The following is a 23,336-nucleotide window of genomic DNA, read 5'->3' on the forward strand; positions in this document are numbered from 1 at the left end:
TAGTGCCCTCAGTTCACGAATAGGTGATGCATGGACAACCGGGCGGGCGAGATGGAAGCCTTCATGCGGGTCGTGCAGTCCGGCAGCTTCGCCGGCGCGGCCCGCAGTTTCGGGCTGTCGCCTTCGGCGATCAGCAAGCTGGTGGCCCGACTCGAAAGCCGGCTGGGCACGCGCCTGATCGTACGCACCACGCGCACCCTGCAGCTCACGCCGGAAGGCGAAACGTATTACGCGCGTGCCTTGCGCGTCCTGGCTGACATTGACGAGACCGAGCGTCTCGTTGCCCATGGGGGTGCTGCACCGCCATCCGGAAAGTTGCGGGTGAATGCGTCGGTCTCGTTCGGCGTGTGGAAGATCGTCCCGCTCATCCCGGAATTCCTCGCCGCCTACCCGCTGGTGGATCTGGACCTGTCCCTCAACGACAGCATCGTCGATCTGGTGGAAGACCGGGCCGACGTTGCGATCCGCGTCGGCGTCCTGCCCGACTCCGGCCTGAAGGCGCGCAAGATCAGTGAGGCGGGGCATGTCGTGTTTGCCTCACCGGCCTATCTGGAACGGCACGGTACGCCGGCCAGTCCTGATGAGCTAGCGGAGCACAACTGCCTGGTCTTCAACCTGAGCCGTTCGTTCAATGCGTGGCCTTTCCTGGACCCCGCCACCGGCAAGAGCCGATCCGTGCCCGTCAGCGGTAACTTCCAGGCCAACAATGGTGAGACGCTGCGGCGCATGGCCGTCGACGGCCTGGGGATCGCCCGGTTGTCGTCGTATCACGTGGACAGGGACATCGCTGCCGGGCGATTGGTACCCATCCTTGAAGAATTCAACGCCGGCGAGCGTCAGGTGACGCATGCCGTGTTCGTCGGCCACGATCATCTGGCAACGCGAATACGGGCGTTCGTGGATTTCCTCGCCGAACGCGTGCCGGCGTCGGAGGACTGGTACCGGCGAGACTGATGAGGCGTCGCGGCGCCCACAGTCGTATGGTCGGTGTATACATGCTGTCTTACGAGGAAACTCGCGTGTCCGAACAACCTGCTCCCTCCACGGCGAATAGCCATTCCGACTCGGTGATCATCGCCTGTCCCGTCGATGCCGCGCTCAACCGCGTGCCGAAGGACAGGCTGGGACAAGACCCCAAATGCGGCACGTGCCATAACAGGCTTTTTCCGGGCAAGGCCGTCGAGATGACCTCGGCAAACTTCGAACGACATACGCTGAAAAGCGAGCTGCCGGTGGTCATCGACTTCTGGGCAGCCTGGTGTGGTCCTTGCCGCACCATGAGCCCGAATTTCGAAGCCGCCGCGAAGATTCTCGAACCGCGCGTGCGCATGGCCAAGCTCGACACCGAAGCGGCGCCGGAGATTTCCGGGCGTTACGCCATCCGCAGCATCCCGACCATGATCATGATCCACAAAGGCCGCGAGATCGCCCGCACGTCGGGCGCCATGCCCACCCAGGCGATCGTGCAGTGGATCGGCAACACGTTGGCCCAGGCTCATCTATGAAACGCATTCTTCTGCAGACCACCATCGAACCGACCGCGGATGACTGGAGCATCGTGCGCTTTTCGCTGCTTCGCGAGTTGCTCGGGCGTTTGCGGGCCGCGGACGGCGAGCACCTTTACGAGGTCGTGGCCCGTGATCGGGGAGCGCCGGCCGGTTCGTCCGATCCCGTCCTTGCCGGGCTCGACACCAGCGATTTCGACCAGCTATGGCTATTCGCCGTCGACGTCGGTAACGGCCTCAACGATGAGGAGCGTGCGGCGATCGACCGGTTCCGCCAGCGTGGCGGCGGCCTGATGGTCGCGCGCGATCACATGGACCTCGGCTGCTCCGTCTGCAACCTTCAGGGCGTGGGCAAGGCGCACCACTTCCACACGCACAACCCGGATCCCGACACCGCGCGGCGCGTCATCGACGATCCGTATACGACCGCGATTCTCTGGCCGAACTTTCATTCCGGCGCCAATGGCAACTTCCAGGAAATCGTGGCGGTTGGCGACGTGCACCCGATCCTGGCCGACCCCGATGCACCCGGAAGCGCCTTACGGTTCCTGCCGTCGCATCCGCACGAAGGCGATGTCACGGCACCGCCTGAGGACGCCAGCGCTCGCGTGATCGCGACGGGTAAGAGTGAGGTCACCGGTGCGCCGTTCGCGATTGCCGTGGCGTTTGAGCCGCAGGCCAACGGCATGGGTCCCGCCCTGGCGCAATCGACGTTTCATCACTTCGCCGACTACAACTGGGATCCGGACCATGGGAAGCCGAGTTTCGTCAGCGAGGCACCGGGCGGGTCGCTGCGGGTGACGCCGGAGGCCAAGCGATCGACGGAGCTTTATGTGGCGAATCTGGCGCGGTGGTTGGGGACGCGACACGGCAGCGCTTGATACTTACCGTCCATTTATAAGCCCTGGTACATATCTTCCCTTTATAGGCTCTGGTACATATTTCCGGACTAGCGGCCGAGCGCTTTCTCAAGGTCGTCGTGTTCGAAGGCACTTTCCATCCTCCGGATCTCCGGTTCGCGGCTACCTACGTCTCGAGCAACGTCTCGCCACGTCTTCGTGACATCTGCCACTCCACGAATGATTTTGCGCGCGGCGGGGAGTTGAAGGCCAAAGAACGCAGCGGCACTTTCTAGGAGATCGATCGAGCAGGTCTCTTCGTCTCGCAAAAGTCGTTCGGTCACCTGCAACAACCGACCCAATTCGACCACTGGCGGCACAGTCCTGTCAGGCGCCTGGAAAACCTTTTCGCCCACCCGACGGAATCGCATGGCCCCGAGACGGGTCTCGTCGGAAACGCCCAGCAGGTAGTCCAGTTCGCCAAGTGTGCGGACACGACGACATTCGCGATCTGCATTGCGCCTCTCGGCCCTTTGCATGATGCGGCGCCCCCAAGTGTCGGGAGCCGAATCCCCAAGGGAGCCGAAAAGAGACATTCCTGGCGGCGGCGAGAACAGACCCTTCGTTGGCCTAAGAGCGGGCTCGATCGAAAAGCACGCCACGCTTCCAAGCCACTCATTGGTGTACTCGAACGTTGCTGTTTCGCCCCGGCCAGACGAGTGATGACGGAGAAGTCCGACCTGCCGGGTAGTTCCCTCAAGCTCAATATGAACTTCGACGTCAGACATCGCTACTTCCTCGGCGAGCGAGCCGAACTCGCTTCGGTAGCTGTTCGGCACCCAGGATTTGCCCCTGAGTGTCAGCACTGACATCGGCAATGCCCGCGAGCCCCTCCAGCAGACCGAGCGCATGCAGAACAGCGGCGTAGATACCCATTCCTACGGAAGGGTCGCCCTCCTCGATGCGCTGGAGCGTCGCTCGAGTCGTAAACGCGCGATCTGCGACCACCGCCATAGTCAGCTGGCGGCGACGACGCGCGTCATGAATGTCTGCGCCGAGCTTTCGAAGCGCTCGGCGCACAGCAGCTGAAGCCGCATGCGGGGTGGGCATATGTACGCTTCGTGATGCCTTAAGAGACCTTAAGGTACCACGAAGCGTACATTTAAACCAACATACCTAAAGAGGGCCTCACTCCCACTCAATCGTAGCCGGCGGCTTCCCCGAAATGTCATAAACCACACGAGAAATACCACGCAACTCATTGATAATGCGCGTTGAACACGTATCCAAAAAGTCATACGGCAGGTGCGCCCAGTGCGCCGTCATGAAGTCGATCGTCTCGACTGCACGCAGGGCAATCACCCACTCGTAGGCCCGGCCATCGCCTACCACGCCTACCGACTTCACCGGCAGGAACACGGCGAATGCCTGGCTTACGCGGTCGTACAGACCGTGCTTGCGCAGCTCTTCGATGAAGATCGCATCCGCACGCTGAAGCAGGTCGACGTACTCTTCCTTCACTTCGCCCAGCACGCGCACACCAAGGCCCGGGCCGGGGAACGGGTGGCGGTAGACCATATCGCGCGGCAGGCCGAGTTCGACGCCGATACGGCGGACCTCATCCTTGAACAGCTCACGCAGCGGCTCGACCAGCTTGAGCTTCATGTGCTCCGGCAGGCCGCCGACATTGTGGTGGCTCTTGATGACGTGGGCCTTGCCCGTCTTGCTGCCGGCGGACTCGATGACGTCCGGGTAGATCGTGCCCTGGGCCAGCCACTTCACGCCTTCAAGCTTGGCGGATTCTTCGTCGAAGATCTCGATGAACAGGCGGCCGATGACCTTGCGCTTGGCTTCCGGGTCTTCCACGCCGGCGAGTTCGTCGAAATAGCGCTGCCGCGCGTCGACGCGGATGACGTGCACGCCCATGTGCTCGGCCATGGTGGCCATGACCTGGTCGCCTTCCTGGAAACGCAGCAGGCCGGTGTCGACGAAGACGCAGGTGAGCTGGTCGCCAATGGCCTTCTCGAGCAGCGCGGCCACGACGGAAGAATCCACGCCGCCGCTGAGGCCCAGCAGCACGCGGTCGCTACCGACCTGCTCGCGCACGCGAGCCACGGCGTCCTCGATGATGTGCGCGGCGTCCCACAGCGTGGCCGAGCCGGCGATGTCGACGACGAAACGGCGGAGCAGCTCCAGGCCGCGCTTGGTGTGGGTCACTTCCGGGTGGAACTGCACGCCGTAGAAGCGGCGCTCGTCGTCGGCCATGGCGGCCAGCGGCAGGCTCGAGGTGGAAGCCGTAGCGGTGAAGCCTTCCGGCATCGCGGTGACGCGGTCGCCGTGGGACATCCACACGCCGAGCGACTCGCCGTCCTCGACGACGGTGTCGAAGAGCGCACAGCTGGCGAAGGTGATCGTGGCCGGACCGAACTCACGGTGATGGCCAGCCTCGACCTTGCCACCGAGCTGCTCGGCCATGGTCTGCATGCCGTAGCAGATGCCGAGCACAGGCACGCCGAGCTCGAAGACCAGCTGCGGTGCCCGCGGGGATTCGTCCTCGGTGACCGATTCCGGGCCACCGGAGAGGATCACGCCGCGCGGGTTGAAGCCGCGAATCTCGTCAGGCGCATGGTCCCATGCCCAGACTTCGCAATAGACGCCGATCTCGCGGATGCGGCGGGCGATCAGCTGCGTGTACTGCGAACCGAAGTCGAGGATGAGGATCTTGTCGCTGTGGATGTCGGTCATCGGACGGCCTGCAGTATGAAAAGTCATAAAAGCAGAACGCCCACTTGTGGCGGGCGTCCTGGTTCACCTGGAACGACGGCCCGGAGGCGTCAGTCCCGGCGGTAGTTCGGTGCTTCCTTCGTGATCTGGATATCGTGCGGGTGTGCTTCGAGCACGCCGGCGCCGGTTACCTTCACGAACTGGGCCTTGTCGTGGATCTCGCCGATGTTGGCCGCGCCCATGTAACCCATGGAGGCGCGCAGGCCGCCCATCATCTGGTGGATGATGTTGCGCAGCGGGCCACGGTACGGCACGCGACCTTCGATGCCTTCCGGCACGAGCTTGTCGGCGTCGGCTTCGTCCTGGAAGTAGCGATCCTTCGAGCCGAGCTGCATGGCACCGATGGAGCCCATGCCGCGGTAGCTCTTGTACGAACGGCCCTGGAACAGCTCGACCTCGCCCGGGGCTTCTTCGGTACCGGCGAACATGGAGCCGAGCATGACCGAGGACGCGCCGGCGGCGAGCGCCTTGGGGATGTCGCCCGAGTAACGGATGCCGCCATCGGCGATCAACGGGATCTCGCCCTTCAGCGCGGTGGCGACCATGTCGATCGAGGTGATCTGCGGTACGCCGATGCCGGTCACGATGCGCGTGGTGCAGATCGAGCCCGGGCCTACGCCTACCTTGACGGCATCGACACCGGCGTCGAGCAGCGCGCGTGCGGCTTCGCCCGTGACGATGTTGCCGGCGATGACCTGGACCTGCGGGTAGCGCTTCTTCACCCAGCCGGCGCGGTCGATGACCGCCTGCGAATGACCGTGGGCGGTATCGACCACGATCACGTCGACGCCGGCATCGACCAGCAGTTCGATGCGGCGCTCGGTGTCGCCACCGACGCCCACGGCCGCACCGACCACCAGGCGCTCGTGGGAGTCCTTGGCGGCGTTGGGGTTGTCGCGGGCTTTCTGGATGTCCTTGACCGTGATCAGGCCGCGGAGCTGGAAGCCGTCGTTGACGACGAGCACCTTCTCGATACGGTTGCGGTGCAGCAGTTCAAGCACTTCGTCGTGCGAAGCGCCTTCCTTCACCGTGATCAGGCGATCTTCCCGGGTCATGATGTTGCGGACCGGGTCGTCATGCTTGCGCTCGAAGCGCAGGTCGCGGCTGGTGACGATGCCGACGAGCTTCTCGCCGTCGACCACCGGCACGCCGGAGATGTTGTGTGCGCGGGTCAGCGCCATGACATCGCCGATCGAGGTATCCGGGCGCACCGTGATCGGGCTGCGGATGACCCCGGCTTCGAACTTCTTTACCAGGCGCACTTCGGCGGCCTGCAGTTCGGAGGTCATGTTCTTGTGGATGATGCCGATGCCGCCGTTCTGGGCCATGGTGATGGCGAGGCGGGCTTCGGTGACGGTGTCCATGGCAGCGGACACGATGGGGATGTTCAGGCGGAGACCGCGCGTGAAGCGCGTCGAGGTGTCCACGTCGCGAGGCATGACCGTGGAGTGGCCGGGTACCAGAAACACATCGTCGTAAGTGAGTGCCTCAGCAAGGATGCGCATAAGCATTAGTCCCGCGAGTAAATCGCGGCATTATACCGTGCGTTGCAACAAAACGACAGGGTGATGACACCCAACATCCAATCAGGCGTCGATCGCCTCGGCAGCTTCCAGCGTGTTCTCCATCAACGTCGCGACCGTCATCGGGCCGACGCCGCCCGGCACCGGGGTAATCCACGAGGCCCGCTCTGCCGCCGGGGCAAACTCCACGTCGCCCACCAGACGCCCGTCCTCCAGCCGGTTGATACCGACGTCGATCACCACCGCGCCCGGCTTGACCCACTCGCCCTTGACCAATCCGGGCTTACCGGCGGCGACGACCAGGATGTCCGCCTGCCCCACGAATCCTTCGAGATTCTGCGTGAACTTGTGGCAGCAAGTCACTGTGCAACCGGCAATTAGTAATTCAAGCGCAAGCGGTCGCCCGACGTGATTGGACACGCCGACGATCACCGCATGCCGACCCCGCACGGGGCTATCGGTATGCCCCAGAAGGGTCATGACTCCCTTGGGCGTGCACGGACGCAGTCCAAACCGACGCAGCGCGAGGCGACCCACGTTCACGGCCTGGAAGCCGTCGACGTCCTTGCCTGGATCGATGCGATCGACGAGAGCGTCTTCGTCGATGTGGTGCGGCAAGGGCGACTGGACCAGGATGCCGTGGACGGCGGGGTCGGCGTTGAGGTTGTCGATCAGGGCGATCAGCTCTTCCTGCGTCGTGGTTGCCGGCAGGTCGTAGCCGAACGACTCGAAACCCACCTGCTGGCACGCCTTGCGCTTGTTCTTCACGTAAACCGCGGACGCCGGATCCTCACCCACCAGCACCACCGCGAGGCCCGGCTTGCGCCGGCCTTCGGCGACGCGCTTGGCGACACGCCGCCCGATGTGCTCGAGCAGTTCGTGGGCGATGCGCTTGCCGTCGAGGATGCGTGCGGTCATGAAGAATTCGCCCTGCGAAAACGAGACATTATCGCTGCAAAGCGTGGCGCGTAGAAGTGCGACGGGCCGACGAGCGCGCGCATACTGCCCACATGACCCTCGATACCCTTCCCTATCCGCACGACCTCACCGACGGCGTGATCAGCCTTCGCGCCCACCGCATGACGGACGCGCCATGGCTCGCGGAAGCCGTACGCGAATCGGTGGCCACCGTCGGACGCTGGCAGGACTGGTGCACTGCCCATTATGACGAAGCAGCCGCCGAAACCTGGATCGGCCTGTGCCGGCAGACATGGCTGCTCGGCGATGGTTTCGAGATGGTCATCGTCGACGCCCGCACCGACGCCATCCTGGGCGGGATGGGAGTTAATCATCTGAACCGTGAACACCGGTTTGCCAACCTCGGGTATTGGGTGAGGGAGTCTGCACAAGGTACTGGTATTGCTGGCCATTCTGGACGCCTCGCGGCGCGATTTGCCTTCGAAACGGCGGGCGTGTCGCGATTGGAGATCGTCGCGGCGCACGGCAACGTCGCCAGCCGTAAAACGGCTGAACGCATCGGAGGTAAGTTCGAAGGTATATTGCGTAACAGGCTGTTATTGATGGGCAACCCTGTTGACGCTGCGATGTATTCGGTGATTCCTGGGGACGTTGGCGGGACCCCATCGCCGGCATAGCCGGCTCCCACAAAGAGCCCGGCATAGCCGGCTCCCACAACGTGCCCCGAATAGCCGGCTCCCACAATGAGCCCCGCACGAGCAAGCTGAGCTTTCTGTGGGAGCCGATTCATCGGCGAAAGCCCGCCGCCACGACGCACGAAGCTCAGACAGCGCCTACCCAGCCGCAGCGCACATCCTCTCAAGATCGACATACCCAGCGAATCGGGCATCCTGCCCGCATCCGGGACACTGCGGATCACGCCTCAGCGTCAACTCCCGGAACCGCATACCCAGCGCGTCATACGTCAACAGCCGCCCAACCAGCGGCTGCCCGATACCAAGAATCAGCTTCATCGCCTCGGTTGCCTGTACCAGCCCAAGCACTCCGGGCAACACACCAAGCACACCTGCCTCACTGCAGTTCGGCGCATCGGCGGCTGCCGGCGGCTCCGGGAACAGGCAGCGATAACACGGGGAATCCTCGCGCCGCGGATCGAACACGCTCGCCTGCCCGGTGAATCGTTCGATGGCCGCGTAAACCATGGGAATGCCGAGCTGCCGGGTGGCGGCAGCAAGCAGGTAGCGCGTGGCGAAGTTGTCTGCCCCGTCGATCACCACGTCATGCCCGGTCACCATGGCCTCCACATTGTCGGCGCGGAGCCGCTCGAGGATGCCGCGCACGTGGATCCGCGGATTCAACGCCGAGACGGTCATCCGGGCCGATTCGGCTTTACTCATACCGACACGGGCGTCGGCGTGCACGACCTGGCGGTGGAGATTGGAGCGCTCGACGCGATCGTCGTCGATGACCGTGATGTGGCCGACACCCGCCGCAGCAAGGTAGAGCAACGCGGGAGCGCCGAGGCCGCCAGCACCGATAACCAGCACGCGTGCATTGGTCAGTTTCGCCTGCCCCGCCTCACCCACCTGGGGCAACAACACCTGACGGGCGTAGCGATCGGCCGCGTCGGCATCCAGCGAACCGGCAGCAACAGGCAGGCCTGCGCCCTTCCAGGCGGCCATGCCGCCGACCACGGAGGCAACGTTCCGATAGCCCATGCGCTGCAATGCTTCGGCGGCCAGCAAGGATCGCTGGCCACTGCCACATAGCAGGAGGATGTCGCGATCGCGATCAGGCTCGGCCTGCTCGATGCGCAGCTCGAGAAAACCCCGGGACAGGCCCAGTGCGGCAGCAGGGGTGCCGCTAGCCCGTTCGTTGTCCTCACGAACGTCGACCAGCAAGGCGCCGGCGGCCTGCCGGACAAACGCATCGGTAGCAACGACCTCAGGAACGCGGCGACGCAAGTCCGCCAGCCAACGTTCCCGATCCAGACCTTCAGACATGCGAGGCTCCCCGACGAGGGCGACGCTTACTTTTCGCGTCGCTTCGCGTTACGAATCATGCGCTGACGTTTCTGCTGCTGGCTATCCGTCAGGACGTTCTTCTTGCCCGCGTACGGGTTTTCGCCGTCGCGGAAATCGATGCGGATCGGCGTGCCTTCCAGCTTGTAGCGCTTGCGGAAGAAGCCTTCCAGGTAGCGACGATACGCCGGTGCAATGTGCTTGGTGCGGCTGCCGTGGATGATGATCGTCGGCGGGTTGTTGCCGCCCGGGTGCGCGTAACGCAGCTTCGGCGCGTGACCGCGAACCAGCGGCGGCTGATAGGCCTCGTAGGCCTTCTCGAGCGTACGCGTCAGATCGCTGGAGGTGATCACCTTGGTCGCCGCAGCGTGCGCGCGGACGACAGCCTTCATCAGTTCGCTGAGGCCGGAGCCATGCAGCGCGGAAATGAAGACAGTCTTCGCCCACTCGACGAAGGCCAGGCGGCGCCCAAGCGCAGCCATGCACTGGTCACGAGCGTACTTGTCCATGCCGTCCCACTTGTTGACGGCAATGACCAGCGCACGCCCTTCTTCCATAGCGCCACCGATGAGGGTCAGATCCTGGTCGGCGAGATTCTCGCGCGCGTCGATCATGACCACCGTAACCTGGGACGCAGCAATGGACTGCAGGGTCTTGATAACGCTGAATTTCTCTACCGCTTCCTCAACGCGCGCGCGGCGACGGACGCCGGCGGTGTCAATCAGCGTGAAGCGCTTGCCGTCTCGATCGAGCGGCACACGGATGGGGTCGCGCGTGGTGCCGGCCACATCGGAAACGATGAGGCGCTCTTCGCCGAGCAGGCGGTTGATCAGCGTTGACTTGCCCGCATTCGGGCGACCCACGATGGCGACACGGATACCCTGGTCGGCAAGACCCGGGTCGTCGTCGCGCTCATCGGGCAGGTGCACGAGCGACCGCTCGACCAGCACGTCCACGCCACGGTTGTGCGCCGCGGACATCGGCAGGGTTTCAGCGATGCCGAACGAAGCGAACTCGCCAAGCGCTGTGGATTCGTCTACACCGTCGGTCTTGTTGACCACGACGATGACCGGCTTGCCGCTTCGGCGAAGCTCGTTGAGGATCGTGGCGTCCTGCGGCAGCACGCCGTCACGGGCGTCGACCACGAACACCAGGAGATGGGCTTCCTCGATGGCCAGGCGGACCTGGGTCGCCGTGAGGCCTTCGATACCTTCGTCGCTGCCCGACAGGCCACCCGTGTCCACGACCACGAAGGGTCGCGGACCAAGACGACAGACACCGTAGTGTCTGTCACGAGTGACGCCGGGCATATCGGCGACGAGGGCGTCCCTGCTACGCGTCAGCGCGTTGTAGAGGGTCGACTTACCGACATTTGGGCGGCCGACCAGAGCGACGACGGGCAACATGGGAGGGGCAGTATTCCTGTGGATCAGTTCGTCGGGATGCGGTAGGCGCCGATATGGCCCTCGACATCTTCGACATAAACGGTGTCACCCACCACGACGGGCTGGGCACGAATGGCTTTGCTGGACAGGCGCTCGCGGGCAACGATCTTGCCGTTGCTGCCGTCGATCCAGTGGATGTGACCGTCGAGGTCGCCGACCACGGCGTACTTGCCCTGTGCCGCCGGACCCGTAAGCCAACGATATTTGAGGTCACTCAGCTTCCAGATGCTGGCGCCAGTGGACTTGTCGAAGGCGAACACCTGGGAGTCGTCGTCCACGCCGTAGATGCTGTTTTCGTGCACATCCAGGGAGGTGAAGGTCGAGAAACCGTGGTTCCACAGCGGGCGGCCGCTCGGGCCGTCGATCGCGGTCAGCTGACCGTGATACGCCGCACCGTAGAGGGTCGCGCCGTCCAGGACGAGCGCGCCATCGGCATCGCTGAGGCGATCGATCTCGGTACGGCCTTCGCCGGTGGCAAGGGTTTGCTCCCAGAGCTTCTCGCCGTTATCCAGACGGATAGCCGTAAGCTTGCCGGCATCGGTGCCCATGAACACGACGCCATTGGCGACGAGCAGGCGGCCGTTACCACGCAGGCTCAGCAGCGGAACGATGGCCTGGTCGTAGGCCCAGCGACGCTCACCGGTGGTGGTGTCGAAACCGTAGACACGACCGTCGTTGCAGCGGACCACGACGAGGTCACCGACGATGACCGGCGCAGTGATGACTTCCGAGGAAACCTCGGCAGCCCAGCGACGCTCGCCGTCTTTCGCATTGATACCGTACAGATGGCCGTCGAGCGTACCGATGGCGACCAGGTCGCCCGAGGCACCGGGACCACCCGAGAAACGGGCATCTTCGCGCTTGGCATCGCCCCAACCGAACCAGCCGTGCTGGCGGGTGCTCTTGGACCAGAGTTTCTTGCCGGTCGAGGCTTCGAAAGCCGCGATCTTTCCGTCGGTGCTGGCAGCGTAGAGCACGCCGTCGGCAACCACCGGACGCATACGTACGCCGGAGTCAGCCGCACCGTCGCCGATGCTCTCCTTCCACAGGCGCTGGACCTTGACGGTCGGCTCGAACTTCTTGTCGAGCGGGGTCGGCGGTTCGACGTTTTCCTTCTTGAACGAATGGCAGCCGGCCAGTACGACCAGCGACGAAGTCAACGCGATTGCCCAAAAACGTTTCATGCACCCTGCTTCCCGGCCACTGCCAGATCATCGAGCTTCGTTTGAACCACACCGCGCTGCGGTGCGCTGTCGCCCATCGCGACGATCGCCGCCTGATAGGCTTTGCGTGCGTCGTCGTGGCGTCCAAGCTTGACCAGCGCATCGCCACGGAGTTCCTGTGCGATCGCAGCGAACGACTTGCCTTTCATGGCGTCGACCGTCGCGATGGCTTCTTCTGCCTTGCCCTGGGCGAGCTTTAGCTGCGCGATGCGCAGATCGACCAGGGATTGAAGCGTTTCATCCTTGGCATGGGCCTTGGCCCATTCCAGGTCACCACCGACCTTGTCCAGCTGGCCTGCAACCAGGTTGCGCTGGGCACGTTCACCGGCGGCGAAAACCGCCCATGCGGTATCCGGGTAATCCTTGAGCAGGTTGCCGGTACGCACGTCGATTTCGGTTGTCTTGTTCTGGGCGACAGCAAGCTGAAGCGCGGCGTATTCACCGGCGGCGGCCTGCTCGTGACCGGCGCGGTGCGATTTCCACTGCTGCCAGCCGAAGATCAGGACCAGGCCAAGCACGATGCCCACGAGGATGGACACGCCATTCTTGCGAAGCCATTGCTGGACTCGTTCGCCCTGCTCGTAATCGTCGTATACGTCGAAAGACATGCAATCACCCACTGCGCTCCGCGCAGCCAAACTTTGGAGGGAACGAGCCCACACCGGCCATCGGCGATGGTGCGGCATGGATCAATAGGTAAGGATAACCGAAAGCGCGGGCCGGCGGGCCCGCGCGAACACGTTACGGTCACGGAAACCGGTCAGTACGAGACCGGTGCCGCCTTGCCGTCGTGGATATCGACGCGGAAGCGAGCCACGTTGGCACGGCGGTAGGTGTCGATCTCCACCGGCTGGCCGTCGATGGTCGCCTGGGCGCCGGCGGCGTTGCCGATGCGGACGTCGAGGGTCTTGTCGCTGCGATAGGACTTCTGTGTGCCGGCCGGGAGAATGCCGTATTCCAGCCGCGAACCGTCCGAGGCGGTGACCTCCACCCAGCTCGCCGAAGGCAGGCTGAGCGTAAGCCCATGCGCACCCGTGCCGTTGGCCGCTTCCGGAGCCGGAGCCGTCACTTCAGCAGTCGACGTCACCAGCGGCGACTTCGACGCGCTGCGATCCAGCGGCGGGAACATGGCCATCGAGGCGAGCAGCGGCTGCTGGTCCTCGGGGCGCGTTTCAGGCGCCGGCGTGGCGGGTTTGCTCTCGGTCGCGGCAGCGACCAGCGCGCCGCTGGACGAAGCCGGCGCAGGCGCATCCTGCTGGGCCACCGGGGCGGCATCCAGAGGGGCGAGCCGAGCCATGTCACGATCGAGCGTGCCGCGCACGCCCAGCCAGACCATCGGCACGACGATAACGGCCGTGAGCACGACATAGGTCGCCGCCGTCACGTAACGTTCCAGCAGGTAGCGCGAATGCGATACGCCGCCGGTCACAACGAGATCCGGCTGACGCGGTGTCATGCGGGCGAGTTCGACCTGGATGGCCTCTTCGTCCACGCCCACGTAGCGGCCATACTTGGTCAGGTAGCCCGCCAGGTAGACCTGGTAGTCGATACCGCCATATTCGCCGGCCTCGAGCTGCCGGATCAGTCGCGTGGGCAGGCGCAGAGCCTGACCACAAGCCTCGACGGTGTAGCCGCGCGCCTCGCGGGCGGCGCGCAGGCGCGCCCCGAACCCCGGGTTTTCGACATGATCGATGAGAACGCGGCCAGCCGCGTCGGCGTTTGCCTCGGTCTGCGGGTCCATGGCTTCCTCCCTGGGTACAAAAGGCTCGATGCCTGCGAACAAGTCCTGCTCGCGACCGTCCTGACCGGATGAATTCGAAGATACAGGAGTCATTGACGTGCAGTGGCTTCGAGTGCGCGCGCGGGTTCCGAATCCGGGAACTTTTCACGCAAGCGCTTGGCGTAATCCTGGGCGGCCTCCCCGTCGCCCAGACGGAGCTCGATATCGTGACCGAGCTTCAAAGCAGTCGGACTCGGCTGACCCTGCGCCTCTAAGCGCTGCAGGAAGGCACGAGCCCTGAAAGCATCATTCTTAAGGTACAACACGTTCGCCATCTGATACAGCGCATCGGCATTGTTGGGATTACGGTCGAGCGCCTTACGGAAATAGACCTCGGCGCCATCGTAATCCTTCGAACCCAGCAGGCAGGTGCCGGCATTGGTCATGGCGAGGTCCGGCGTCTCGTAGAACGGGTCAGCGAGTGCCCGATCGAAGTACGCCTTCGACTCACCGGCCCGACCCTGCTTGCACAGGAAAACCGCCAGGTTGTTGTTGACCGAACCCTTCTTCGGGTCCAGCTCCGCCGCCCTCCGGTAGTTCAGCTCGGCATTGACCGGATCGTTGATCTTTTCGTAAAGGACGCCCAGCACGGTGCGCGCCGGGGCGTAGTTGGGGTCGAACTGGATAGCCTGTTGCAGTTTCTCCATAGCGCCCTTGAGGTCGCCCTGCTGCATGTAACGCTGCCCCAGTTCGGTGTGAACCTCGGCCCCCTTGGCCTTCTCGTCGGCAGCTGTCGTCGGCCTCAGCCCCGATTCCCCGCCCACGCAACCTGCGCACGCTAACGCGAGCGCAGCCACCATCCCCCAACGCTCAAGCCGCATTCACCACTCCCTCTTCGAGTTTCTTGCGGAATTCCGCCTGGCGGCGCGTGCGATCCACCACCTGCCCCTTCAGCTGGCCACACGCGGCATCGATGTCGTCACCGCGCGTACGACGCAGCATGGTGAGAACGCCGGCATTGAGCAACTGGGTCTGGAAGTTGCGGATCTCTTCCGGACCCGAACGCTCGAAACGCGTCCCCGGGAACGGATTGAACGGAATCAGGTTGACCTTGTTCGCGCCCGGAAGGCGACGCATGAACTTGATCAACTGGCGCGCGTGCTCCGGCTTGTCGTTCACACCCTTCATGAGCGTGTACTCGAAGGTGATGGACGTGCGCGGCGCACGGTTGATGTAGCGCTCGCACGCGGCGGCCAGTTCGGCCAGCGGGTAGCGCTTGTTGAGCGGCACCAGCTCGGTGCGCAGCTCGTCGTTGGCGGCATGCAGCGATACGGCAAGCGACACGTCGCTCTCGACCGAGAGCTTGTCGATCATCGGCACGAGGCCGGCCGTGGACAGCGTGACGCGCTTGCCGGCCAGGCCGAAGCCCAGGTCGTCGCGCATCAGGCTCATGGCCTTGACCACGTTGTCGAAGTTCAGCAGCGGCTCGCCCATGCCCATCATCACCACGTTGGTGATACGGCGCTGCTGGTGCGGCACGTTGCCGAGATGTTTGGCCGCGACCCATACCTGGCCGATGATCTCGGCGGTGGACAGGTTGCGGGAAAAACCCTGGGTTGCCGTCGAGCAGAACTGGCAATTCAGGGCGCAGCCGACCTGGGACGACACGCACAGCGTGCCGCGGGTCGGCTCCGGGATATAGACGGTTTCGATGGCGTTACCGCCATCCATGCCGAGCAGCCACTTCTGCGTACCGTCGATCGCGGTCTTTTCGAACGCGGTCTTCGGCGGGCCTACGTAGCAGCTGGCACTGAGTTTTTCGCGCAACGCCTTGCCGACATCGGTCATGTTCTCGAAATCGCTTTCGAGACGGTGGTAGATCCACTTCATGACCTGCTCGGCACGATAAGGCTTCTCGCCGAGCTCCGCGAAGAAATCGCGCAGCCCCTTGCGATCGAAATCGAGCAGGTTGACCTTGTCAGCAGGGGTGTTCACGGCATGTCTCAGTGCGAAACGACGTCCGAGTCGTTGAAGAAGTACTTGATCTCGTTGGCGGCGTTCTCGAGCGAATCCGAGCCGTGGACGGCGTTGGCATCGATCGAGTCGGCGAAGTCGGCGCGGATCGTGCCCGCAGCGGCTTCCTTCGGATTGGTGGCACCCATGAGGTCACGGTTCTTGAGGACCGCGCCTTCGCCTTCGAGCGCCTGGATCATCACCGGACCGGAGATCATGAAGGCGACGAGGTCGTTGAAGAAACCGCGTTCCTTATGAACGGCATAGAAGCCTTCGGCCTCTTCCTTGGTCAGCTGCTTCATCTTGGCGGCGACGATCTTGAGGCCGGCCTTCTCGAAGCGGGAGAGGATTTCGCCGATGACGTTCTTCTTGACCGCGTCGGGCTTGATGATCGAAAGGGTGCGCTCCAGCGCCATACGGATGCTCCGGGAAAGTGGAAAAAGAAAAAAAATATGCCAGCGCCTCTGGGGACGCCTGGTGAAAGTTTGAGGCCAAAGCCGTCACGAATGACGGACTTAGCTCACGAAATCTTGACAGATTCTAGCTCAATCGCAAGCCATTTGCAGGGATGTGCGGTCGCAGATTGACCGGCGGAAGGGCCCGGGCGTATTCTCAAACGATCGTTTGATTCAAACCACCCGCCTCCGGAGTCCGCCGACATGACGAGCGCACCCTACGCATCCCGCGAACGCAGCACCAAGGAGAGGATCCTGGGCGCTGCCGAGGCCCTTTTTGCCACCCACGGCTTCGCCGGGGCCTCGCTGAGGCAGGTTACGGCGGCGGCGCGGGTCAATCTGGCGGCGGTGAACTACCACTTCGGCTCGAAGGACAAGCTCATCGAGGAGGTGTTCCGCCGCCGCCTGGATGAGTTGAATACCCGGCGCCTGGCCGCCCTGGGCAAGGTCGCCGGCCAGGAGGAAACCTCCCTGGAGGACATCCTCGACGCGTATATCCGGCCCGCCCTGGACCTGTCGCGCAATGACGGCGGCGGCGCGGCCTTCGTCCGCGTCCTGGCCCGGGCCTACGCCGAGCACAACGAAACCCTTCGCAAGTTCCTGTCGGAGAACTACGGCCACGTGCTGCGCCAGTTCGCTGGCGAGTTCGCCCGGCTACTGCCCGGCTTGGCCAAGGAAGAGATTTACTGGCGCCTGGACATCGTGACTGGGGCTCTGACCTACGCCATGGCCGATTTCGGCGTTATCCAGCGCAAGAGCGACGTCGACGAGCGCGACCATCGTGAAACCGCCGCCGATCACCTGATTCGCTTCGCCGCAGCGGGCCTTCGCAACCCGTCCGCGTCGAACGACCTTTCGCACCATCGGAGAAAACCATGACCGCAACACCGTTACGCATTCGCAAGGCCGCGGTACTCGGCGCCGGCGTCATGGGCGCGCAGATTGCCGCGCACCTGACGAACGCAAACGTGGAAACCGTGCTGTTCGACCTTCCATCCAAGGAAGGCCCGAAGAGCGGCATCGCCCTGAAGGCGATCGCCAACCTGGCCAAGCTCTCGCCCGCGCCGCTGGCTGAGAAAGGCCTCGCCGCCGCCATCATCCCGGCCAACTATGAAGACGACCTCGCGCTGCTGGCCGACGTCGACCTGGTGATCGAAGCGATCGCCGAGCGCATGGACTGGAAGCTCGACCTCTACCAGAAGATCGCCCCGCACGTCTCTGCGACCGCGGTTCTGGCCAGCAATACCTCCGGCCTGTCGATCAACGACCTCGCTGAAGCCCTGCCAGAAGAGATGCGCCACCGCTTCACCGGCGTGCACTTCTTCAACCCGCCGCGCTACATGCACCTGGTCGAGCTGATTCCGACCCGCCTGACCGAAAAGAGCGTGCTGGAAGGCCTTGAAGCCTTCCTGACCACCACGTTGGGCAAGGGCGTGGTCTACGCCAAGGACACCCCGAACTTCATCGGTAACCGCATCGGCGTGTTCTCGATCTTGTCCACGATGCACCACACCGAGCAGTTCGGCCTGGGCTTCGACACCGCAGATGCGCTGACCGGCCCGGCCATCGGCCGCCCGAAGAGCGCCACCTATCGCACCGCCGACGTCGTTGGCCTGGACACCATGGCCCACGTCATCAAGACCATGGGCGACACCCTGCCGGACGACCCCTGGCACAAGTATTTCCAGCCGCCGGTGTGGCTCAAGGGCCTGATCGACAAGGGCGCACTGGGTCAGAAAACCGGCGCCGGCTTCTATCGCAAGGCGGGCAAGGACATCGTGGTGCTCGACCTGCAGAAGCAGGATTACCGCGTCTCCGAGCAGAAGGCCTCGGATGAGGTTTCCGCAATCCTCGCCATCAGGGATCCCGCGGAGAAGTTCGCCAAACTGCGTGCCTCGTCGGATCCGCAGGCGCAGTTCCTCTGGGCCGTGTTCCGCGACCTCTTCCATTACACCGCCTATCACCTTGCCGATATCGCCGAGACGGCCCGTGACGTCGACTTCGCCATCCGCTGGGGCTACGGCTGGAAGCTTGGTCCCTTCGAGATCTGGCAGTCGGCCGGCTGGCAGCAGATCGCCGGTTTCATCGCGGAGGACATCGCGGCCGGCAAGACCATGAGCAGCGCGCCCCTGCCCGCCTGGGTCACCGACGGCCGCGCCGGCGTGCACGGCAAGACCGGCTCCTACTCGGCCAGCGCCAACGCCGAGAAGCCGCGTTCCGCCCACCCGGTGTACAAGCGTCAGGCCTTCCCGGACCCGATCCTTGGCGAGACCTTCGACAAGGGCACGACGGTCTGGGAGAACGACGGCGTTCGCCTGTGGACCAGCGGCGACGACATCGGCGTGATCTCGTTTAAGACCAAGATGAACACGGTCAACGACCACGTGCTCGACGGTATCCAGCACGCGATCGGCCTGGCCGAGCAGCAGTTCCGCGGCGTGGTGCTCTGGCAGTCGTCCGAGCCGTTCTCGGCCGGTGCTGACCTGAAGGGTGCGCTCGGCCTGCTGCAGGCCGGCAAGCTGGCCCAGTTCGAAGCCATGGTGGCGAACTTCCAGGCCACCAGCATGCGCATCAAGTACTCGCTGGTACCGGTGGTATCCGCCGTGCGTGGCCTCGCGCTGGGCGGCGGCTGTGAGTTCCAGATGCATTCGGCACGCACCGTCGCGGCGCTGGAGAGCTACATCGGCCTCGTTGAAGCCGGTGTTGGCCTGCTGCCCGCCGGTGGCGGCCTGAAGGAATTCGCCGTGCGCGCGTGGCAGGCGAACCCGGAAGACCCGTTCGAGTATCTGAAGAAGATCTTCGAAACCGTCGCCATGGCGAAGGTCTCGACCAGCGCGATCGAAGCGAAGTCGCTCGGCCTGCTGCGCAAGGACGACGTCATCGTCTTCAATACCTACGAAGTGCTTCATGTCGCCAAGGCCCAGGCGATCGCCCTGGCCGAGTCCGGCTACCGTCCGCCGATGCCGGCGCGTGCGATTCCGGCCGCGGGCGATGTCTCGACGGCGACGTTCAAGTCGTCGCTGGCGAACATGGCCGAGGGTTATTTCGCCTCGCCGCACGACGTCGATATCGCCAGCCGCATTGCCGACACACTCTCGGGCGGCCGGATCGAACGCGGTTCACCGGTGGACGAAACCTGGCTGCTCGCCCTCGAGCGTCGCCACTTCGTCGAACTGGCGCAGACCGAGAAGACCCAGGCCCGTATCGCGCACACGATGACGACGGGAAAGCCGCTGCGTAACTGACGCGCCACGCGCTCTTACGCATCCGACTTTCCCACTTAAAGGAACCACCCCATGAGCAAGCAAGTGCAAGACGCCTACATCGTCGCCGCCACCCGCACCCCGGTGGGCAAGGCGCCGCGCGGCGTGTTCCGCAACACCCGCCCCGACGATCTGCTCGCGCACGTCATTCGCGCCGTGATCGAACAGGCCCCGGGCATCGACCCGGCGCTGATCGGCGATGCCGTCATCGGTTGCGCCATGCCGGAAGCCGAGCAAGGCATGAATGTCGCGCGCATCGGCGTGCTGCTGGCCGGTCTGCCGGAACAGGTGCCGGGCGTCACGATCAACCGTTTCTGCTCGTCCGGCGTGCAGGCCATCGCCATGGCCGCCGACCGCATCCGCCTGGGTGAGGCCGACCTCATGCTCGCCGGCGGAACCGAGTCGATGAGCATGGTGCCGATGATGGGCCACAAGATCGCCATGAACCCGGCGATCTTTGAGAACGACGAAAACCGCGCCATCGCCTTCGGCATGGGCATCACCGCCGAGAAGGTCGCCGAGCGCTGGAAGGTCAGCCGCGAGGATCAGGACCGTTTCGCCCTGCAGTCGCACGAGCGCGCCTTCGCCGCCATCGCCGCAGGTGAGTTCAGGGACGAGATCACGCCGTTCCAGCTCGACGACCGTTACCCGGACCTGCTCAACCACAGTGTCCGCGAAGACCGCCGCATCATCGACACGGATGAAGGTCCGCGCAAGGACACTACGTTCGAGGTGCTGAGCAAGTTGCGCCCGGTGTTCCGTAACGGCCAGTTCGGCGGCTCGGTCACGGCGGGCAACTCCTCGCAGATGTCCGACGGCGCCGGCGCCCTGCTGATCGCCAGCGAGAAGGCCATCAAGGACCACGGCCTCACGCCACTGGCCCGTTTCGTCGGCTTCTCCGTGGCCGGCGTCGCACCGGAGATCATGGGCATCGGCCCGAAGGAAGCGATTCCCAAGGCACTCAGGCAGACCGGCATCACCCAGGACCAGCTGGACTGGATCGAGCTCAACGAAGCCTTCGCCGCCCAGGCGCTGGCGGTCATCCGTGACCTCGGCCTCGACCCCTCCAAGGTGAACCCGCTCGGCGGCGCCATCGCCCTCGGCCACCCGCTCGGTGCCACCGGCGCCATCCGCGCCGCCACGCTGATCCACGGCCTGCGCCGTCGCAAGCAGAAGTACGGCATGGTCACCATGTGCATCGGCACCGGCATGGGCGCTGCAGGCATCTTCGAAGCGCTGTAAAAAGAAACATGTGGGAGCCGCTTCAGCGGCGAATGAAACATGTGGGAGCCGCTTCAGCGGCGAAAAGCCAACGGAGCGGCTTAGCCGGAACGCCAATCGCCGATGAATCGGCTCCCACAGTTGGACTATGCTGTTCCCATGCACGGCATCCACACCATCGACACCGGCTTCGGCCGCCCGACGTTCGACGCCGCGTATCTCGTGGTCGAGCGCGGTCGCGGCGCCTTCATCGACAGCGGCACGACGCATTCGCTGCCGCACTTCCTCGACGCGATCAAGATTGCCGACCTCGAGCCGAAAGACATCGACTGGGTCATCCTCACGCACGTGCACCTCGACCACGCTGGTGGCGCGGGTCAACTGCTGAAGCATCTGCCTTACGCGAAACTCGCGGTACATCCGCGCGGTGCGCGACACATGATCGATCCCTCCGCGTTGATCGCTGGCGCATCAGGCGTCTACGGTGAAGACGAAGTTCGACGCAGTTACGGCGAGATCCTGGCGGTCCCGGCCGAGCGCGTCGTCGAAGCCACAGACGGCTTCGTGGTCGACCTGGCGGGTCGCGCCCTGCTCTGCCTGGACACGCCGGGCCACGCGCGCCATCACATTGCTATTCATGACGATCGTTCCAGCGCGTTCTTCACCGGCGATATCTTCGGTCTGTCCTACCGGGAACTCGACTCCCCCGGTGGCGCCTTCATCATTCCCACGACGTCACCCGTGCAGTTCGAACCGGACGCAGCACACCATTCGATCGATCGCATGCTCGGCTACGAACCCGAAGCCATGTATCTCACGCACTATGGCCGCGTCACCGAGGTCGCGCGTCTCGCGAACGACCTTCACGAAACCATCGATGCCATGGTCGCGATAGCAACACGGCACGTTGCCGCTCCCGATCGCGCACAGCGCATCGAATCCGACTTCGCCGATCTGTACGTGGATCGCGCAAGGCGCCAGGGCGTGACCATGAGCCGCGAAGGTATCCTCGACCTGCTCAAGATCGACATCCGGCTGAACGCACAGGGCATCGCCGTCTGGCTGGACCGGCGCGCTGTCTGAGCCTCGTGCCGCCCGGACTCAGCCTTCGAGCCGGGACTTGAACCAATCCGACAGTTCCGCCTTCCAATAGGTACCCTGCGCCGCGAGATAACCGAACGGCCGGTGCACGGGATCGAGTCCGAAACCCGCATAGGCATCCAGGGTCGACTCGCCACTAGCGATTGCATCCGCGAGGGCCTCGCCGGCCGCGCATGTCGGCGCCAGACCATGACCGCCGAAAGCCTGCGCATACCACAGGCCGTTGCCGTGCGTGCCGACCTGGGGCATCTCGTGGCGCGCATAGCTCATCAGCCCCGACCAGGCCTGCTCTATCCGTACACCCTCCAGCGAGGGGAAGACCCGCTCGAGGTCACGTTTCAGCAAGCGCTTTACGGCGGCGGGCGAGCGATCGCGAATCGATATCCGGCCACCCCATAGCAGCCGTGTGTCCTGCAGGGGCCGGTAGTAATCGAACGCAAAGCGCGTGTCGTAAATGGCTGCACGCGTACGCAGGCACGCGGCGAGACGGTCGCCGAGCGGCTCGGTGACCATCACATAGGTGGCAATCGGCAGCACGGCGCGATCGATGCGGCGGTCGAGACCGGCGAGATAGCCGCCGCAGGCCAGGACCACCTGTGAGGTCTCGATCTCCGCGTCTCCCACCCTCAGGATCCAGCGCGGGCCGTGCCGTTCCAACATGCGCACGCGCGACCCCTCGTGGATAGAAACACCAGCGGCCTCCGCTGCACGTGCAAGGCCACGCGCATACGCCAGGGGATCGATATGCAGCGCGTTCCGCTCGTACAGGCCGTCGTGATAGCGCTCGCTGTGCACGAATTCATGCATGGCGTCGGCAGGGATCCATTGCCAATCAGCGCCGTACTGCTCCGCGAGCAGTTGCTGGCGTGCACGAAGCAGGCGGGCATCACGGAACCAGTTGGCCCAGACGACACCGGCATCGACAGCGTCGCAATCGATCGACAGGGCAGTTATGCGTTCGCGTATCAGGTTCACCGCATCGACGGTGCGGCTATAGAGCGCCCTCGCCCGCTCGGGACCGGCGCGTTCCAGCAGCGCCCGCTCGCCGAGCGAGTAGCCAGCGAACACGAAGCCACCGTTGCGGCCGGATGCGCCGAATCCGATCGACTTCGACTCGAGCAGCACGATGTCGCGGACGCCGCGCGCGGCAAGGCCGAGAGCGGTGTTAAGGCCGGCAAACCCGCCTCCCACGATCACGACCGAGGCTTCGCGCCGGCCTTCCGGCGGCGGGCGAAGCGTTGGCACGGGAACGCGATCGTGGTACCACGACAGCATGGGCGTCGATCCATCGGCAGGGAGCGTGAG

At 64.3% G+C, this 23,336-nt stretch carries 22 protein-coding genes; 8 read left to right on the plus strand and 14 right to left on the minus strand.

The genetic code is table 11. The features are described 5' to 3' along the window. Positions 1-30: 30 nt before the first annotated feature. The 3 genes from ACVWWJ_RS10685 (at position 31) to ACVWWJ_RS10695 (ending at position 2,386) form a co-directional block, all read left to right on the plus strand. The gene (locus ACVWWJ_RS10685; RefSeq protein WP_456967787.1) at positions 31-954 is read left to right on the plus strand and encodes a LysR family transcriptional regulator; all 924 of its coding nucleotides are present in this window, start codon (positions 31-33) and stop codon (positions 952-954) included. 65 nt (positions 955-1,019) lie between these two features. After that, positions 1,020-1,505: a thioredoxin TrxC gene (gene trxC / locus ACVWWJ_RS10690; RefSeq protein WP_456967788.1), complete on the plus strand. Its 486-nt coding sequence runs from the start codon at positions 1,020-1,022 to the stop codon at positions 1,503-1,505. After that, entirely contained in the window at positions 1,502-2,386 is an 885-nt protein-coding gene (locus ACVWWJ_RS10695; protein WP_456967789.1) for a hypothetical protein, read from the plus strand. Before trxC ends, ACVWWJ_RS10695 begins: the two co-directional genes overlap by 4 nt. Before the next feature lie 68 nt (positions 2,387-2,454). Here the strand turns inward: ACVWWJ_RS10695 and ACVWWJ_RS10700 are convergent, their stop codons facing one another. The 5 genes from ACVWWJ_RS10700 to folD all read right to left on the minus strand — a co-directional run bounded on the left by ACVWWJ_RS10700 (position 2,455) and on the right by folD (position 7,569). Beyond that, complete coding sequence (locus tag ACVWWJ_RS10700; RefSeq protein ID WP_456969768.1) at positions 2,455-3,216, minus strand: hypothetical protein; 762 nt, start codon at positions 3,214-3,216, stop codon at positions 2,455-2,457. After that, on the minus strand, positions 3,125-3,454 hold the full coding sequence (locus ACVWWJ_RS10705) for a helix-turn-helix domain-containing protein (RefSeq protein ID WP_159893753.1): 330 nt from the start codon (positions 3,452-3,454) through the stop codon (positions 3,125-3,127). Before ACVWWJ_RS10705 ends, ACVWWJ_RS10700 begins: the two co-directional genes overlap by 92 nt. A 78-nt stretch (positions 3,455-3,532) precedes the next feature. Continuing rightward, positions 3,533-5,089 carry a glutamine-hydrolyzing GMP synthase gene (gene guaA, locus ACVWWJ_RS10710; RefSeq protein WP_159893751.1) on the minus strand — a complete coding sequence of 519 codons (1,557 nt, stop codon included), beginning with the start codon at positions 5,087-5,089 and terminating at the stop codon, positions 3,533-3,535. A gap of 89 nt (positions 5,090-5,178) precedes the next feature. Next, positions 5,179-6,633, minus strand: a complete 1,455-nt coding sequence (gene guaB, locus ACVWWJ_RS10715; RefSeq protein ID WP_456967790.1) for an IMP dehydrogenase — start codon at positions 6,631-6,633, stop codon at positions 5,179-5,181. 81 nt (positions 6,634-6,714) lie between these two features. After that, positions 6,715-7,569 carry a bifunctional methylenetetrahydrofolate dehydrogenase/methenyltetrahydrofolate cyclohydrolase FolD gene (gene folD / locus ACVWWJ_RS10720; protein WP_159893747.1) on the minus strand — a complete coding sequence of 285 codons (855 nt, stop codon included), beginning with the start codon at positions 7,567-7,569 and terminating at the stop codon, positions 6,715-6,717. Positions 7,570-7,661: 92 nt separating this feature from the next. On the opposite strand from folD, the gene ACVWWJ_RS10725 reads away from it, so the two are divergent. Next, positions 7,662-8,246 (plus strand): GNAT family N-acetyltransferase, encoded by a 585-nt coding sequence (locus tag ACVWWJ_RS10725; RefSeq protein WP_456967791.1) that lies wholly within the window; start codon positions 7,662-7,664, stop codon positions 8,244-8,246. Positions 8,247-8,402: 156 nt separating this feature from the next. Here ACVWWJ_RS10725 and moeB read toward each other — a convergent pair whose 3' ends face one another. The 8 genes from moeB to ndk form a co-directional block, all read right to left on the minus strand. Further along, positions 8,403-9,572 carry a molybdopterin-synthase adenylyltransferase MoeB gene (gene moeB / locus ACVWWJ_RS10730; protein WP_456967792.1) on the minus strand — a complete coding sequence of 390 codons (1,170 nt, stop codon included), beginning with the start codon at positions 9,570-9,572 and terminating at the stop codon, positions 8,403-8,405. 26 nt (positions 9,573-9,598) lie between these two features. Continuing rightward, positions 9,599-10,996: a ribosome biogenesis GTPase Der gene (der, locus tag ACVWWJ_RS10735; protein ID WP_159893741.1), complete on the minus strand. Its 1,398-nt coding sequence runs from the start codon at positions 10,994-10,996 to the stop codon at positions 9,599-9,601. A gap of 23 nt (positions 10,997-11,019) precedes the next feature. Then, positions 11,020-12,219: an outer membrane protein assembly factor BamB gene (bamB, locus tag ACVWWJ_RS10740; RefSeq protein WP_159893739.1), complete on the minus strand. Its 1,200-nt coding sequence runs from the start codon at positions 12,217-12,219 to the stop codon at positions 11,020-11,022. After that, positions 12,216-12,866, minus strand: coding sequence for a YfgM family protein (locus tag ACVWWJ_RS10745; RefSeq protein ID WP_456967793.1), 651 nt, complete (start codon positions 12,864-12,866; stop codon positions 12,216-12,218). Before ACVWWJ_RS10745 ends, bamB begins: the two co-directional genes overlap by 4 nt. A gap of 152 nt (positions 12,867-13,018) precedes the next feature. Next, positions 13,019-13,999: a RodZ domain-containing protein gene (locus ACVWWJ_RS10750; RefSeq protein ID WP_456967794.1), complete on the minus strand. Its 981-nt coding sequence runs from the start codon at positions 13,997-13,999 to the stop codon at positions 13,019-13,021. 89 nt (positions 14,000-14,088) lie between these two features. Then, the gene (gene pilW / locus ACVWWJ_RS10755) at positions 14,089-14,859 is read right to left on the minus strand and encodes a type IV pilus biogenesis/stability protein PilW (protein WP_159893735.1); all 771 of its coding nucleotides are present in this window, start codon (positions 14,857-14,859) and stop codon (positions 14,089-14,091) included. Then, positions 14,849-15,973, minus strand: coding sequence for a 23S rRNA (adenine(2503)-C(2))-methyltransferase RlmN (rlmN, locus tag ACVWWJ_RS10760; RefSeq protein ID WP_200851771.1), 1,125 nt, complete (start codon positions 15,971-15,973; stop codon positions 14,849-14,851). The genes pilW and rlmN overlap by 11 nt, the downstream gene beginning before the upstream one ends. A gap of 8 nt (positions 15,974-15,981) precedes the next feature. Then, a complete protein-coding gene (ndk, locus tag ACVWWJ_RS10765) occupies positions 15,982-16,407 on the minus strand; it encodes a nucleoside-diphosphate kinase (protein ID WP_159893733.1) in 426 nt (141 codons plus the stop codon). 243 nt (positions 16,408-16,650) lie between these two features. On the opposite strand from ndk, the gene ACVWWJ_RS10770 reads away from it, so the two are divergent. From ACVWWJ_RS10770 to ACVWWJ_RS10785, 4 genes are all read left to right on the plus strand, one after another. Continuing rightward, positions 16,651-17,325 carry a TetR family transcriptional regulator gene (locus tag ACVWWJ_RS10770; protein WP_159893731.1) on the plus strand — a complete coding sequence of 225 codons (675 nt, stop codon included), beginning with the start codon at positions 16,651-16,653 and terminating at the stop codon, positions 17,323-17,325. Then, entirely contained in the window at positions 17,322-19,691 is a 2,370-nt protein-coding gene (locus tag ACVWWJ_RS10775; protein WP_456967795.1) for a 3-hydroxyacyl-CoA dehydrogenase/enoyl-CoA hydratase family protein, read from the plus strand. The genes ACVWWJ_RS10770 and ACVWWJ_RS10775 overlap by 4 nt, the downstream gene beginning before the upstream one ends. Before the next feature lie 51 nt (positions 19,692-19,742). Continuing rightward, positions 19,743-20,951, plus strand: coding sequence for an acetyl-CoA C-acyltransferase (locus ACVWWJ_RS10780; protein WP_159893727.1), 1,209 nt, complete (start codon positions 19,743-19,745; stop codon positions 20,949-20,951). A 102-nt stretch (positions 20,952-21,053) separates the two neighbouring features. Continuing rightward, the gene (locus ACVWWJ_RS10785) at positions 21,054-22,013 is read left to right on the plus strand and encodes an MBL fold metallo-hydrolase (RefSeq protein WP_200851770.1); all 960 of its coding nucleotides are present in this window, start codon (positions 21,054-21,056) and stop codon (positions 22,011-22,013) included. A gap of 18 nt (positions 22,014-22,031) precedes the next feature. On the opposite strand, the gene ACVWWJ_RS10790 is transcribed toward ACVWWJ_RS10785, so the two are convergent. Next, complete coding sequence (locus ACVWWJ_RS10790) at positions 22,032-23,306, minus strand: NAD(P)/FAD-dependent oxidoreductase (protein WP_456967796.1); 1,275 nt, start codon at positions 23,304-23,306, stop codon at positions 22,032-22,034. Positions 23,307-23,336 lie beyond the last annotated feature (30 nt).

Source organism: Luteibacter sp. HA06, assembly GCF_054061215.1.

Excerpts from the sequence above, each read along its gene's own strand:
- ACVWWJ_RS10725 (WP_456967791.1), top strand. The coding sequence starts at position 7,662 with ATGACCCTCGATACCCTTCCCTATCCGCACGACCTCACCGACGGCGTG.
- ACVWWJ_RS10745 (WP_456967793.1), bottom strand. The coding sequence starts at position 12,866 with ATGTCTTTCGACGTATACGACGATTACGAGCAGGGCGAACGAGTCCAG.
- ndk (WP_159893733.1), bottom strand. The coding sequence starts at position 16,407 with ATGGCGCTGGAGCGCACCCTTTCGATCATCAAGCCCGACGCGGTCAAG.
- ACVWWJ_RS10785 (WP_200851770.1), top strand. The coding sequence starts at position 21,054 with ATGAATCGGCTCCCACAGTTGGACTATGCTGTTCCCATGCACGGCATC.
- ACVWWJ_RS10790 (WP_456967796.1), bottom strand. The coding sequence starts at position 23,306 with ATGCTGTCGTGGTACCACGATCGCGTTCCCGTGCCAACGCTTCGCCCG.
- der (WP_159893741.1), bottom strand. The coding sequence starts at position 10,996 with ATGTTGCCCGTCGTCGCTCTGGTCGGCCGCCCAAATGTCGGTAAGTCG.
- moeB (WP_456967792.1), bottom strand. The coding sequence starts at position 9,572 with ATGTCTGAAGGTCTGGATCGGGAACGTTGGCTGGCGGACTTGCGTCGC.
- ACVWWJ_RS10770 (WP_159893731.1), top strand. The coding sequence starts at position 16,651 with ATGACGAGCGCACCCTACGCATCCCGCGAACGCAGCACCAAGGAGAGG.
- ACVWWJ_RS10695 (WP_456967789.1), top strand. The coding sequence starts at position 1,502 with ATGAAACGCATTCTTCTGCAGACCACCATCGAACCGACCGCGGATGAC.
- guaA (WP_159893751.1), bottom strand. The coding sequence starts at position 5,089 with ATGACCGACATCCACAGCGACAAGATCCTCATCCTCGACTTCGGTTCG.
- pilW (WP_159893735.1), bottom strand. The coding sequence starts at position 14,859 with ATGCGGCTTGAGCGTTGGGGGATGGTGGCTGCGCTCGCGTTAGCGTGC.
- ACVWWJ_RS10685 (WP_456967787.1), top strand. The coding sequence starts at position 31 with ATGGACAACCGGGCGGGCGAGATGGAAGCCTTCATGCGGGTCGTGCAG.
- guaB (WP_456967790.1), bottom strand. The coding sequence starts at position 6,633 with ATGCGCATCCTTGCTGAGGCACTCACTTACGACGATGTGTTTCTGGTA.
- ACVWWJ_RS10780 (WP_159893727.1), top strand. The coding sequence starts at position 19,743 with ATGAGCAAGCAAGTGCAAGACGCCTACATCGTCGCCGCCACCCGCACC.
- folD (WP_159893747.1), bottom strand. The coding sequence starts at position 7,569 with ATGACCGCACGCATCCTCGACGGCAAGCGCATCGCCCACGAACTGCTC.
- ACVWWJ_RS10750 (WP_456967794.1), bottom strand. The coding sequence starts at position 13,999 with ATGGACCCGCAGACCGAGGCAAACGCCGACGCGGCTGGCCGCGTTCTC.
- bamB (WP_159893739.1), bottom strand. The coding sequence starts at position 12,219 with ATGAAACGTTTTTGGGCAATCGCGTTGACTTCGTCGCTGGTCGTACTG.
- ACVWWJ_RS10705 (WP_159893753.1), bottom strand. The coding sequence starts at position 3,454 with ATGCCCACCCCGCATGCGGCTTCAGCTGCTGTGCGCCGAGCGCTTCGA.
- ACVWWJ_RS10775 (WP_456967795.1), top strand. The coding sequence starts at position 17,322 with ATGACCGCAACACCGTTACGCATTCGCAAGGCCGCGGTACTCGGCGCC.
- ACVWWJ_RS10700 (WP_456969768.1), bottom strand. The coding sequence starts at position 3,216 with ATGTCAGTGCTGACACTCAGGGGCAAATCCTGGGTGCCGAACAGCTAC.